Source organism: Ensifer sp. CCNWLY38 (assembly GCF_037120565.1).
GTDB lineage: Bacteria > Pseudomonadota > Alphaproteobacteria > Rhizobiales > Rhizobiaceae > Ensifer > Ensifer adhaerens_H.
This window is the reverse complement of record NZ_JBBBBO010000006.1, coordinates 230,013-243,343: the sequence shown is the minus strand read 5'-3', so window position 1 is coordinate 243,343 and position 13,331 is coordinate 230,013. Positions and strand designations below refer to the sequence as shown.

Annotated in this window: 13 protein-coding genes; 5 read left to right on the top strand and 8 right to left on the bottom strand. The window is 61.5% G+C overall.

Annotated features, from left to right (window positions below):
* The first annotated feature begins 23 nt into the window (after positions 1-23).
* Genes V7S54_RS15285 through V7S54_RS15275 form a run of 3 tightly spaced genes read left to right on the top strand, consistent with a single transcriptional unit; the run spans position 24 to position 2,811 of the window.
* Complete coding sequence (locus V7S54_RS15285; protein WP_336408480.1) at positions 24-1,091, top strand: ABC transporter ATP-binding protein; 1,068 nt, start codon at positions 24-26, stop codon at positions 1,089-1,091.
* Between the two features lie 9 nt (positions 1,092-1,100).
* Positions 1,101-2,003, top strand: coding sequence for an ABC transporter permease subunit (locus V7S54_RS15280; protein ID WP_336408481.1), 903 nt, complete (start codon positions 1,101-1,103; stop codon positions 2,001-2,003).
* Between the two features lie 10 nt (positions 2,004-2,013).
* Positions 2,014-2,811, top strand: coding sequence for an ABC transporter permease (locus tag V7S54_RS15275; protein WP_058323072.1), 798 nt, complete (start codon positions 2,014-2,016; stop codon positions 2,809-2,811).
* A 57-nt stretch (positions 2,812-2,868) separates the two neighbouring features.
* On the opposite strand, the gene V7S54_RS15270 is transcribed toward V7S54_RS15275, so the two are convergent.
* Positions 2,869-3,753, bottom strand: a complete 885-nt coding sequence (locus V7S54_RS15270) for a helix-turn-helix transcriptional regulator (RefSeq protein WP_336408482.1) — start codon at positions 3,751-3,753, stop codon at positions 2,869-2,871.
* 385 nt (positions 3,754-4,138) lie between these two features.
* On the opposite strand from V7S54_RS15270, the gene V7S54_RS15265 reads away from it, so the two are divergent.
* Positions 4,139-4,516 carry a cupin domain-containing protein gene (locus V7S54_RS15265; RefSeq protein WP_057255390.1) on the top strand — a complete coding sequence of 126 codons (378 nt, stop codon included), beginning with the start codon at positions 4,139-4,141 and terminating at the stop codon, positions 4,514-4,516.
* Positions 4,517-4,530: 14 nt separating this feature from the next.
* A complete protein-coding gene (locus V7S54_RS15260; RefSeq protein ID WP_336408483.1) occupies positions 4,531-5,925 on the top strand; it encodes an NAD(P)/FAD-dependent oxidoreductase in 1,395 nt (464 codons plus the stop codon).
* 104 nt (positions 5,926-6,029) lie between these two features.
* Here V7S54_RS15260 and V7S54_RS15255 read toward each other — a convergent pair whose 3' ends face one another.
* From V7S54_RS15255 to V7S54_RS15225, 7 genes are all read right to left on the bottom strand, one after another.
* Positions 6,030-6,968: a LysR family transcriptional regulator gene (locus V7S54_RS15255; protein ID WP_336408484.1), complete on the bottom strand. Its 939-nt coding sequence runs from the start codon at positions 6,966-6,968 to the stop codon at positions 6,030-6,032.
* Between the two features lie 100 nt (positions 6,969-7,068).
* Complete coding sequence (locus tag V7S54_RS15250) at positions 7,069-7,785, bottom strand: GntR family transcriptional regulator (RefSeq protein WP_065373820.1); 717 nt, start codon at positions 7,783-7,785, stop codon at positions 7,069-7,071.
* Between the two features lie 107 nt (positions 7,786-7,892).
* Positions 7,893-9,065 carry a serine hydrolase domain-containing protein gene (locus V7S54_RS15245; protein WP_336408485.1) on the bottom strand — a complete coding sequence of 391 codons (1,173 nt, stop codon included), beginning with the start codon at positions 9,063-9,065 and terminating at the stop codon, positions 7,893-7,895.
* A gap of 138 nt (positions 9,066-9,203) precedes the next feature.
* On the bottom strand, positions 9,204-10,238 hold the full coding sequence (locus V7S54_RS15240) for an extracellular solute-binding protein (protein WP_336408486.1): 1,035 nt from the start codon (positions 10,236-10,238) through the stop codon (positions 9,204-9,206).
* A gap of 19 nt (positions 10,239-10,257) precedes the next feature.
* Positions 10,258-11,058, bottom strand: coding sequence for an ABC transporter permease (locus V7S54_RS15235; RefSeq protein ID WP_336408487.1), 801 nt, complete (start codon positions 11,056-11,058; stop codon positions 10,258-10,260).
* Entirely contained in the window at positions 11,051-11,971 is a 921-nt protein-coding gene (locus V7S54_RS15230; protein WP_336408488.1) for an ABC transporter permease, read from the bottom strand. Before V7S54_RS15230 ends, V7S54_RS15235 begins: the two co-directional genes overlap by 8 nt.
* Before the next feature lie 5 nt (positions 11,972-11,976).
* Positions 11,977-13,077, bottom strand: a complete 1,101-nt coding sequence (locus V7S54_RS15225) for an ABC transporter ATP-binding protein (RefSeq protein WP_336408489.1) — start codon at positions 13,075-13,077, stop codon at positions 11,977-11,979.
* Positions 13,078-13,331: the final 254 nt, after the last annotated feature.

The following is a 13,331-nucleotide window of genomic DNA, read 5'->3' as shown; positions in this document are numbered from 1 at the left end:
CGTCAACAGCAGGACCAAACCCCGTGCAATCCTATATTTCGATCGAGAACCTGGCGAAGTCCTATGGCGTCGTCACGGCCGTCAACAATATCAACCTCGGCATCGAGAGAGGCGAGTTCTTCTCGCTCCTCGGGCCCTCCGGCTGCGGAAAGTCGACGCTGCTCCGGATGATCGCCGGCTTCGAGACGCCGACATCCGGCACCATCAGGCTGGAAGGGGCCGATGTCACCGATGTTCCGGCGCACCGGCGGCCGACCAACATGATGTTCCAGTCCTATGCGCTGTTTCCGCACCTGACGGTCGGCAAGAACATCGCCTTCGGATTGCAGCAGGACGGCCTTGCCAAGAGCGAAATCAGGAAGCGCATCGACGAGGTGGCGGAGAAGCTGCAGCTGACGGCGCTGCTTGATCGCAAGCCGGCGCAGCTTTCCGGTGGCCAGCGCCAGCGCGTGGCGCTCGCCCGGGCGCTGGTAAAACGGCCGAAGGTTCTGTTGCTCGACGAGCCGCTCGGCGCGCTCGACAAGAACCTGCGCACCGAAACGCAGCTCGAACTCGTTCGCCTGCAGAGGGAACTCGGCCTCACCTTCATCATCGTCACCCACGATCAGCACGAGGCGATGACCGTCTCCACCCGCATCGCCATCATGAAGCAGGGGCAGGTGCTGCAGGTCGGCTCGCCTTCGGAAGTCTACGAAACGCCGCAGTCCCGCTATGTCGCCAAGTTCCTTGGCGAAACAAACGTGTTTGCCGGTAGTCGAGCGGATCGCAGCGGCAGCGAGCTGCAGATCGACAGCCATGAGGCCGGCGGTTGCGTCCGCGCCGCATTCACCGACCGGGTGGCGCTCGACCGGCCGTTCTGGGTCTCGGTCCGGCCCGAGCGAGTGGAGTTGACGACTTCAGGCAGCGGCCTCGAAGGCACCGTGGAGCAGCTCACCTATACCGGCGTCGAGCGGCACTACCGCGTGCGGCTGAAATCGGGAGCGACGCTCGATGCGCGTCGGGTCAATCTCGGCACCGAAAGCGACCTCAGCGTCGGCGATCGGGTGTTTGCGAGCTGGTCGCCGCAGGCAAGCCGGCTCCTGGCCGAATAGGAGGTTCCCATGCTCACGGCAGCGACACCGTCCGCAAAGACGAACTGGGGCAAGCGTCTTCTGATCGCCATCCCCTATGCCTGGCTTCTGGTGCTCTTCCTGGCGCCCTTCGCACTGGTTGCCGGCATCAGCCTCTCGACCGTACGGCTCGGCATGCCGCCCTTCGAGCCGCTGACGGCCTGGGACGGATCGATCCTCAATCTCCGGCTGAATTTCGAGAACTTCCTCTACGTCCTGACTGACGACACCTATCTGCTGGCCTATCTGACGAGCCTCAAGATCGCGGCGATTTCGACCGCCGCCATGCTCTTCATCGCCTATCCGCTCGCCTACGGCATCGCCTCCTGCTCGCCGTCCTCGCGCTCCCTCTTGGTCTTTCTGGTCATCGTCCCCTTCTGGAGCTCTATGCTGATCCGCGTCTATTCCTGGATGAGCATCCTCAGGAACGACGGCCTACTGAACGCGATGTTTTTGAAGATCGGCCTGATCAGCGAACCGCTGCGCATCCTCAACACAGAGACGGCGATCTATATCGGCATCATCTACACCTACTTGCCCTTCATGGTCCTGCCGATCTACTCGACCTTGAGCAGCGCCGATCGCACCCTGATCGAGGCGGCGCGCGACCTCGGCTGCTCCCGCATCTCTGCCTTCTGGCGGGTCACCTTCCCCTTGAGCTTGCCCGGTGTCTTGGCCGGCTGCGCGCTGGTCTTCATCCCGGTCGTCGGCGAATTCGTGATCCCGGATCTGCTGGGTGGAGCCGATACCCAGATGATCGGCCGCGCCATCTGGCTCGAATTCTTCAACAACCGCGACTGGCCGATGGCCGCCGCCGTAACGATCGTGCTGCTCGCGCTGCTGGTCGTACCGATCGTCTATTTCCAATCGCGCCAGTCGCGCGAACGAACCTAAGGAGCGAGCCATGACGAAACCAAGCTGGTTCAATCGGCTGTCGATCCTGTTCGGCCTCGCCTTCCTCTATCTGCCGATCGTCGTTCTCGTCATCTACAGCTTCAACGGCTCGAAGCTCGTGACGGTCTGGGGCGGCTTCTCGACCCAATGGTATGCAACCGTTCTCAACAACCCCTCGATCATCGAGGGTGCGAAGGTCAGCTTTCTGGTCGCTGCGGTCTCGGCAACGGCAGCAACCATTCTCGGGACGCTCGCGGCCGTTGTGATGGTGCGGCTGCGTCGTTTCCGCGGCCGGGCACTGTTCAACGGCATGCTGCTTGCGCCCATGGTCATGCCGGAAGTGGTAATGGCCGTGTCGATGCTCCTGATGTTCGTGACGCTCGGCATCGATCGCGGGCCGCTCACCATCACCCTGGCGCACACGACCTTCACGCTCTGCTTTGCGACCGTCGTGCTGCAATCGCGGCTGGTCGAGCTCGATCCCGCGCTTGAGGAGGCGGCGCGCGATCTCGGCTGCCCGCCGGCCAAGGCTTTCGTCAGCGTCGCCTTACCCAACATGATCCCGGCGATCGTTTCCGCCTGGCTCTTGTCCTTCACCCTGTCGCTGGACGATCTGGTCATTTCGAGCTTCACCACGGGACCGGGCGCCTCGACCCTGCCGATGAAGATCTATTCGCAGATCAAGTTCGGCGTGACGCCCGAAATCAATGCGATCTCGACGATCATCCTCGGCATCGTGGTTTTGGGACTGGTAGCCGCTCAACTGGTCTCGCGGCGCTCGGAACAACGGGTGGGCGCCGCGGCTTGAAGCAATTCCAGGAAAGTGTGAACCGGCTTTCCTGGAATTGGGCCGTAAAGAAGGAAATCAGTTTGGCAGAAGCGCGCCGCCCGGCGACAGGTATGTGGCCAGCGGATCCTCGAAGGCATTGCTCGCCGACGATACGGCGTCGATGAACAGCGAGAAGAGGGCGGTCTGCGAGGAGATGTCGAGCTTGGCGTAGAGGTTGCGGCGGTGCAGCTTGACGGTCGCCGGTGAGATGCCGAGCTTTTCAGCGGCCCCCTTGACCGAATATCCGCGCAGGATCATCTGCGCGACCTGGCATTCGCGATCGGTGAGCAGACTGCGGCCAAAGTTCCGGATTGCCTGCGCCAATGCGCTCTGGAGGGGCGAGCCTTCATCGCCGAGACTTTCGGGCCTGAGGTCGCGATAATGCCGGAGCACGGCCATGCTGAGCAGCGGCGCCGCGCTCTGCAGGAAATCCTGGTCTTCTCCGCTGAAGGCCGCGTGGGAGTGGCGTCGCGCCAGCGAGATCGCGATCTTGGTGTCGGCATCGATACCGATGAAGACGTTGAATTCGTCGTGCAGGCCCGAATGCCGATAATAGTCGCGATAATACTGCGACCGGTCGAAGGACGGATCGATCTGCCTCAGGCGATAGAGGCCATCGTCGCCATTGTCGAGCGCCAGCCGATAGAACGGGTCGAGACGGTATGGGCCCTGCAGGTAGGCTCGAATATCGGACAAGCCCTTGTCCGTACGCCAGTCGTTGAACAGGATCTTCGGCGCTGCGTTTCGCCGATACAGGAGCATCAGACCGGCATCGATTGCGATGTGTCGCTTGAGCGACTGCGCCAGACGATCCTGGAAATCCGAACGGCCGACCCCCTCCATCAGAGATAGCGCCAGATCACCCACACCGGGCACCCGCTGCGTCGCCGCGCAGACTTTGACGATCGTATCGTTGTTCATGTTGTTCTCCTCCAGGCGCAGATTAGGCGAAGGTTTAGTTCGTCGCAAGTAACGGATTTTCACTACGGGATTTCCAAAACTATTATTTGGCCAGCCAAAACAACGGCATAGGCAAGGAAAACTCGACGCAGCAAGGGCTGGCGGCACACCGGGATCCGGCGCTCATCCTCAAAACCTAGCCCTTTGGCGTATTCCGGACAGTGTCTCCGGCGCCTAGAAAAACGGGGCAAGTCGCACAGTAGATCGGCGGCGAGCAAAGCGGCACACGACCGTCGAGACGGACATTGATCTCGGACACCACATCGTTCCGCGGGAATTGGAAGCAACGAAACCTCTAAGGGGCGGCCGATGTACTTGCCGCTCGTCTTTCTGAACTGGAGTGAACATGTCGAAGGTCATCAAACTCGGGCGCAACGGTGTCGGCCTGCGCGAGCTTGAGAAATGCAGCGTCGTCCCGCCGGAGGCGATCCTGTCCGGTTTTGCGGATGAGCTCGGCGATGTTCATTTCGAAAGCCCCGACAAGGCTGTTGTGATCGGCACCTGGCAGTCGACGCCCTACGCGGAAATGCTCTCCTACCCCGATGGCAGCGAATATAGCGTCATCCTCTCGGGCAAAGTCGCAATCACCAACCCGGACGGTTCCATCGAGACCTTCGAGGCCGGCGAAAGCTATGTCCTGCCTGCCGGCGTCGAGGTGCGTTTCGAAGTGCTCGAGACGATGCGCAAGGTCTACGTCCTCTACACCGCACCAGCCGCGAAGTGATGTGAGGCGTCCCCATGACCAAGGTAAGAAGCAAAGCCCTTGCAGATGTGACGATGACGCCCTTCTGGCTCGACCGGCCGGACGCGCCCGAGCCGCGAGAGCGACTGACGCGCCATCTGAAGGCTGACCTGCTCGTCGTCGGCGGCGGCTTTACCGGGTTGTGGGGTGCCATCCAGGCGAAACAACGCCAGCCCGAAATCGACGTCGTGCTGATCGAAAAGGGTTCGGTCGCCAACGGCGCTTCGGGCCGGCCGGGCGGCGTCGTCTCGACGTCGGTCATGCACGGACTTTCGAACGCCGTCCGCATCTTCCCCAAGGATATCGCCGCGCTCGAGCGGCTTGGCCAGGAAAACATGCACGGCTTCCTGCAGACCCTCGAGGAACATGCCGTCAACTGTCACGCCGAATGGGGCGGCGAGCTGACGGTAGCCGTCGACGATGCCCATATCGAAGCGCTGCACGAAGAGCACGAACTCCATCTCAAATATGGCCACCAGGCCGTCTTCCTCGACCAGAGCGCCGTCCGCAGCGAAATCAATTCGCCACGCTACAAGGCCGGTGTCTGGTCGAAGCACATCTGCGGCACGGTGCATCCGGCGCTGCTTGCCTTCGGGCTGAAGCGGGTTGCGCTCACCCTCGGCGTTGAGATCTTCGAGAACACCGAGCTGACCGGTCTTGAAGATCTCGGCGACCGGATGAAGGCCACGACGCCCTCAGGAAGCGTCACTGCGGCCAAGGTTCTTCTCGCCACCAATGCCTTTGCCTCGGGCCACAAAAAAATCAAGCACCGGGTCGTAGCCGTGCGCGACCGGGTTCTGGCGACGGAGCCCTTGTCGGCAGAGCGCATGGCGTCGATCGGCTGGAGCCACCGTCAGGGTGTTTACGACACCCGCACGCAAATGAACTACATGCGGCTCACCAAGGACAACCGGATCATCTTCGGTGGTCGTCTGGCTTACGCCTTTGCCGGCAACCCCTTCCCTTCGGTCGACAAGGAACTCGAAACCTACGAGCCTTTGGCCGCCGCCTTCTTCGACACCTTTCCGCAGCTCGAAGGCCTGCGCTTCACCCATGCCTGGAGCGGGCCGATCGATCTCAGTACCCGCATGGCGGTGCATTTCCAGCGCTATTACGGCGAGAAGGTCGTCTATGCTGGCGGCTATTCCGGCTTCGGCGTCTCCGCCTCCCGCTTCGGCGCGCGCATCGCGCTCGATATTCTCGACGGTTCGAAGACACCGGAGAGCCGATTGGACTTCGCCACAAGCCTGCCGAACGCCATCCCGCCGGAACCGTTCCGCTGGCTCGGCGCACAGGTCACCATGTATGCGCTCGATACCGCGGACAAGTCCGGCGGCTGGCGCAAGCCCTGGCTGAAAATGGTTTCGGCGATGGGTTTCCCGCTTAGCTGACGCCTCTCGCCAAAAGGCACCTATCGTTTGACAAAGGCAGAGCCGAGATACCGGCCCTGCCCTTGTTTTCGCGAGCTGGCACTGGGCCGGTCAGGATGAAGGGTTTATCGACCAGCGCGCAAACGCGACGCGCTTTTCCCGACCTGCGAGACGCCAAATTCGCTCACGAGCAGCTTCACGAAAAACGGGATCAGACCCGACTTTGCACGCGTCTTGTCGAAGGCCGCCTGGAACGGCGCCTTGTAGCTGAAGAGATCCGGGCGGATCGGTCGCAGCAATCCTTCGCTCACATAACGGCTGGCGAAATGGTCCGGCAGGTAGCCGGGATAGCGACCGGAGAGGATCAGCCGCGCCTCGGCCTCCATGTCGCTGACCGTCGCACGCGGATTGGCAATCGAGAAGATCTTGAGGTCGCGGGCGTTCCAATAGGAACGGCCGATCAGATTGTAGGAGCGAATGTCGTCGATCTCGATCTCGCTGTCATCGCGGGTAAACAGCGGATGCTCGGCGCCGCAATAGAAACGCTGGGTCTCCTCATAGAGATCGACATATTCCAGCCCCAACGTCGTGCGCGGAAAACTGGCGATCGCGATGTGGAGCTCTCCTGTTATCACGTCGCGCAACAGCTCATGCGGCGGTCGCGTGACGATCGAAAGCGCCACCTCCGGCGCCTCGTCGGTCATCCGGGCAAAGACGCGGTTGAGACGGGAAGACGGATCGGACAGCGTGTTGTCGATGAGGCCGACGGAAAGCGTACCATTCAACTGGTGCTGCAATCCCTTCATCCGCACATCGAACTGGTCGATCGAGCCGAAGAGGCGCTTGGCTTCCTCGTAGACGGCGCGCCCCTCCTCCGTGAGACGAAAGCCGGACCGGCCGCGCTGGCAGAGCGTTAGGCCGAGCCGGCTCTCGAGCGCGGAGATATGGTTGGAAATCGTCGAGAGCGAGAGATTGAGCTCTCCCTGCGCGGCCGCAAAGCCGCCCGCCTCCACGATCGTGACGTAGATGCGCAGCAGCCTCACATCCAACGAGTCCAAAGCCATGCAAGGTCCGCCCTTACCTTGATAAAGATCCAAGTGAAGCGCGATTATTATGCATTTTCATGCACTAAGCTAGGGCAGGAGTGAACGAAACCCAGTCCGTTTATGTGGCCGGCCGTACGTCCTCGTCCGAGAGGAACTTCGCGTATTTGAGCATGTAGTCTGCGGCATCGCGGATATCATGGGCAACGGCCTCGCGTGCCCGCTGCGGATCTTTCGCCTCGAGGGCCGCTACGATCTTGTCGTGAAAATCGACGTCCAGCACTTCGGTCGCGGTAAACGGCGTTCCCTCGACGAGCTTGCGCAGGAACGGTCCCGCCTGAAGCCAGAGCATCTCGATGATGTAGATCAGGTGCTCGTTGCCGCAATGGCGGTAGATCGAAAACTTGAAATCGAAGTTCGCCTGCAGATAGCGGTCGATGTCACCCGCCTTCGCCGCTGCGGTGCGCTGGTTGCAGTGGTGACGCACGGTGCGCAGGTTGTTGCCGTTGAGGCGGCTTGCCGCGAGTTCCGTTGCCGTGCCTTCGATCGCGATACGCGCTTCCGTCAGGCTGACGAAGGATTTGACCGTCAAAAGCGGCACCTCGACGCTGCCGTTCGGCAGAAGTTCGAGGCCCTTCAATGCCTGCAGCCGCTGAAAGGCAGTGCGCACCGGCATCGGACTCGTTCCGAACTGCTCGGCAACCTTGCGATAGGTGAGCTTCTGGCCCGGCTCGAAATGCCCGGCCATCAGCGCCTGCACGATCTGCTGATAGACCTGCTCATACATCGGAACCGGTGTTTCGATGCTGGTGATTTTTGGTGTCTTCTTTGTCGCCATGCTCGAAACCTGGGGCTGCATTGGGAGCGCAGCGCTAAAAGAGAGAGTTCATCTTGGTAGGAGATTCCGCGACATCAGCGCAAGACCTTCCGGATGCTCGATGCGCGTCAGAGCAGCTTTCCCAAAGCCTTCATGAACGCGATGTTGTCGTAGTCGAACGCCTCCATCACCGGATCCGGCTGGCACGACATTCTGACAACGACCAGTTCGTTTTTGGGGTCAACGAAGAGCCATTGGCCATGGATGCCGATGCCGCAGAAGCTGCCCTCGCCGGTCTGATACCATTTGTTGCGGTAGCGCCCCTTCGGGAACAGCGGCGCAAAATCGCTGCGTTGCCACGCCTCGTGACTGCCGTTGGCGAGCGTGTCCTCGACCCAGCCTTCCGAGACGATCCGCCTGCCGTTCGCCATACCGCCGTTGCGCATCATCTCGCCAACGCGCGCAAGATCCCGCGGCGTCAGGGATATGCCTGCGGACGCTCGGCTGGTTCCTTCGCGGTCGACCGTGATCGCGATCTCGCCGGTGGTGCCGAGCGGTGCCCAAAGCTTGTCCCGCATCAAGTCGGCGATCCGTCTGCCGGACACGCGCTCGAGCAGGATGCCGAGCAGGTCGGTGTTCGGCGACCGGTAGCGGAAAATCTCGCCATGCGGTGTCGGCAGCCGCTTCAGCGTGCAGAGGAATTCGAACAGGCCCTCGCCGCCGCCGCCGGGGTTCCAGAGCATGGCGCGCCGGTAGCGGCCGAAAGCGCTTTCCGGATCGAGATAGGCTTCCTCGATATCGAGGCTGACCGTCATGTCCAGCACATGCCGGACGGTGGCATCCCCATAGGCCGAGCCCGCGATCTCCGGAAGGTAGTCGATAACGGGTGCGTTCGGGTCCAGCAGGCCCTCGTCCTCAAGGATGCCGGCGACGATCGCGACCATCGACTTGCTGACGGAGAAGGCGATGTGTTTCTCGCCGAAATTCAGGGTCGGCGCCACCCAGTCGCCGATGAACTTGCCGCCCTTCATGATCGTCAGTGCGTCCGCATAGGAGCCGTCAAGAAAGTCGCCGATCCGCTTCTCGCCACTTGGCAGCGACACCGTCTCCGAAAGCAGCCACGACAGATCACGCAGCTCTTCCGCGGGAGCGGCCGTGGTAGCCACGACCGGCGCGCTCGGCACCAGCTCACCGACGTTGTGGAACGCCCAACGGCTGAAGGGCGCCGTGCGCCAATTGGCGAGCGTTACCTGGTCACGGCGGAAGCCGTATCTTTCGCTGAACGCGGTCTTGCCGGTCATGGATATGTCCTTTCTTGAATGGATCGACGCAGCGCACGGCACCTGCACCTGACGAACCGTCAGGCGGGGCGATGGCGGCGCTGGCGAGGAGCACCGGCGACAGGGCCGCCGGTGCTGAAATCAGAGGCTGACGCGCGCCTACTTGCGAAGGTCGGTCCAGATTCGCTTGTAGAGATCCTGCGCCTCCGGCGAGCAGAGCCGCTGCAATTGCCCACCTTCCCGGCTCTCCGCCGGGATGACGATTTCCGGCGCGTTCTTCATGGTGTCGGGCATGAATTTTTCGGATCCCGCGATGCCGTTGGCATAGCCATGGAAGGCCGAGTTCATCGCGGCGTTCTCAGGGTCCATCACGAAGTTGATGAACAGCTTGGCGTTGTCGACGTTCTTGGCGTCCTTCAGCACCGCCGCGTTGTCACTCCAGACACCGTAACCTTCCTTGGGGTAGTGGAAGCCGATCGCAGGGTTCTTCATCCGCGCGCGGAAGCCGGCGCCGTTCCAGGCAAGCGTGGCCTTGAAGTCGCCGGCCGCCATTTTCTCGATGGTGTTGTATTCCATGGCGATCCAGTCCGCCTTGGCATTGACAAGCAGGTCGCGGACCTTTTTCAGCACCGCCTTGTCGGCCGTGCACTGTTCGCCGCCGACATACTGGATGGCGGCAGCCATCACGTCGTTCAGCTCCGGCACGACATTGACCTTGCCCTTCAGTTCCTCCGGCGGATTGAAGACGATGCTCCAGCTATCGGCATCGCCCTTGTAGGCGTCACCATTGACGACGACGCCGGTGGTGCCGACGGCCCACGGAACCGTATATTTACGGCCGGGGTCGAAGTCGGCATTCACCCATTCGGGGGCAACGTTCTTGAAGTTCTCCATCTGGCCCGGGTCGAGCTCCATCAAGAGCCCTTCCTTCACCCAGATCGGCACATAGACCTGGTTGACGACGACCACGTCGTAGCCGGAGCCGCCCTGTCTCGCTTTCGCAAGGGCGGTGTCGCTCGAGTCATAGTCGGTGACGGTGACCTTGACGTCGAACGCCTGCTCGAACTTCTTGATCATCTCCGGGCTGGTGTAGTTGCCCCAGTTGTAGATGTTCAGTTCGCCTTCGGCATGTGCGATGCCCGTCGAGGCGAAGAGTGCGGCAAGCAGAAGGGTCATGCGGTCTGCACGTATCATTTGGTTCCTCCCATTTTGATCAGGTGCGTTTTCGGCTGACGACAAAAAACAGCGTGACGATGACGACCGACAGCAGCAGGAAGGCCGTCGAAATCGCATTCATTTCAGGCGTGATGCCGCGGCGGATCTGACCGAGCATGTAGGTGGGCAGCGTGTCCTGGCCGCCGGACTTCACGAACTCGGTGATGACGACGTCGTCGAGCGAGAGCACGAAGGCGAGCATGAAGGCGCCGAGGATGCCCGGCCAGAGCAGGGGCAGCGTCACGCGGCGGAACGTGTAGAGCGGCTTGGCGTAGAGATCGGCCGCCGCCCGCTCGAGGCTCAGATCCATGTTCTCGAGCCGGGCACGGATCGGCAGATAGGCAAAGGGAATGCAGAACGCCGTATGTGCCGCGATCAGGTAGCCGAGCCCGGAATAGCCGGTGACGGCCTTCAGCTGCGCGACGATGATGAGCAAGGCAACCGCCGTGACGATTTCCGGAACCATCAGAGGCTGGTTGATGAAGGCATAGATGAAGGTCTGACCCCGGTAGCGCCGCGTCCGCGTCGTCGCCAGCGCCGCCATGGTGGCGAAGACGGTGGCCAAAGTCGCCGCGACAGTCGCGATCTGGAAGGAGCGGACCGACGCGTCGATGACGTCGCCGTTCGTCAGGGCGACCTCAAACCAGTGCAGCGAAAAGCCACCCCAGGCCGCCACCGCAGGCGCGCTGTTGAAGGCGTAGACCACCAAGGTGACGACCGGCAGGTAGAGCAGCGCAAAGCAGGCGATTGCAATGGCCGTGAAGCCGGGCTGATAGCGGACGGAAAAGCCCTTACGCATGGCGTTCATCCTTCGCCGAGTTGTTGCGCACGTAGACGAGCAGCGCCGCCATCACGATGATCATGACGGTAATCGAAAGCGCCGAGCCGAGCGGCCAGTTCCGCCCCTGGCCGAACTGCAGTTCGATCAGGTTGGAGAACATCATGTTCTTGCCGCCGCCGAGAACGCTCGGCGAAACGAAGGCGCCGATCGCCGGAATGAAGACAAGGATCGAGCCGGCGATGATGCCTGGCTTGGCGAGCGGCAGGACGATCTTGCGCAGCACGCGCCAGCGTGTGGCGTAGAGATCGTAGCCCGCTTCAACCAGGCGGAAATCGAGCCGCTCGAGGCTGGCATAGATCGGCAGCACCATCAGCGGCAGGTAGACATAGACCATGCCGATCAGGATCGCCGCGTCGGTGAAGAGGATCTGGATGGGTTCCTGGATCAGGCCGAGCTTGATCAGAGCCGTGTTCAGGATGCCTTCATTGCGGATGATCTGCAGGATCGCGAGCGTCCGGATCAGAAGGTTGGTCCAGAACGGAATGGTGATCAGGAACTGCCAGAGATCGCGGCTTCGCTCGTTGCGCGTCGCCATGAAATAGGCGGTCGGAAAGCCGAAGACGAGCGTTGCCACCGTCGTGATCAAGGCGAGCTTCGCCGAGCGCCAGAAAATATCGATATGGGCGGTCGCGAGCGACAAGGTGTCATCGAAGATGTCGCGCTCGAAGAACACGCCGGTCCAGGCGTCGGGTGAGAACTGCCATTTGACATCGCCGTAATCGCCCGGCGCAAGGAACGAATAGGCGAACACGATGAACAGCGGGCCGATGGCCGCGAGAAAGATCGTCAGCAATGCCGGCGAGGCAAGTAGCCAGCGTCTGCGCGCGTCATTGGCTTCCAGTTTCGTCGTGAGATCGTGAGCACTGGTCATGGGTCTCAAGCCCTCACGACCTGTGCGGCACCCTCGGCAATCGCCACGGCCACCGCTTGGCCCGCCTCGACAGCGCTGCCTGAAACGGAACCGTTCTGTTGCCGCACCGTAAAGGCTTCTCCACCACTCAGGCGCAGATGCAGATGCGTATCGGTGCCGAAATAAACGACCTTCTCGACTATGCCCGCAAGATCGCCCGCCCCCTCGACGACGCTGGCGTGCTCGGGCCGGACGATGAAGGTCACGTCGCCGGATGCCGGCGCGTCCGACGCAGCGTTGACGACGACCGATTGGCCGGATTTCAACGTAACCTTTGCCTTACCGTTGGCGACACCGTGAAGCGCTCCGGTGAGGAAGTTCGTCTCGCCGATGAAGCTTGCGACGAAGCGATCCGCCGGCCTGTTGTAGATCTCGCGCGGGGTACCGATCTGCAGGATGCGACCGGCCGACATCACCGCGATGCGATCGGACATGGTCAGCGCCTCCTCCTGGTCGTGGGTGACAAAGATGAAGGTGATGCCGGTCTCGTACTGCAACCGCTTCAACTCGGACTGCATCTCCTTGCGCAGCTTGTAGTCCAGCGCCGATAGCGGCTCGTCGAGCAGCAGCACCTTCGGCTGCGGCGCCAGCGCCCTTGCCAGCGCGACACGCTGCTGCTGGCCGCCCGACATCTGATTTGTGCGGCGCCCGGCCAGATGCTCCAGTTGCACGAGCCGCAGCATTTCCGCCACCCGCGCCTTGACCTCGGTGCGGGGCTTGCCGAGCGCTTCCAGGCCGAAAGCCACGTTCTCGGCCACCGTCATATGCGGAAACAGCGCATAGTTCTGGAAGACGGTGTTTACCGGCCGCTGGAATGGCGGCAGGCTGGTGATATCCGAACCATTGAGCAGGATTTCGCCGCTCGTCGGATAGTCGAAACCGGCAATCATGCGCAGCAACGTCGTCTTGCCGCAGCCGGATGGACCGAGAAGCGTGAAGAACTCGTTTTCCCGAACCGAGACGGTTGCGTTGTCGAGCGCGACGAAGGCGCTCTCCCCCGCCCCGTAGGCTTTGCGCACGGCGCGGATATCGACCGCGCAGTCATCGGATATCGTTGTGTTTTTCATGTTTCCTCCCGACGAAGTCGAGCACTCGCCGCAGCATGGCGATGCCGCAGCCGCTCCCTCCTTCGACATTTTTTGGGAGCCTATAATGTGATCTCAGATCACGCAATAGGAATTATATTTGAGAGTGCTGATTTTTGTTTTATGGCCGGAATAGACGCAAACGAGAAACATTTTATGATTTAAAATCAATTAGATAGTTTACCAACTCTGGACTTCGCGATTGTTTGGGAACATTCAAGAGCGACACCGAAAGG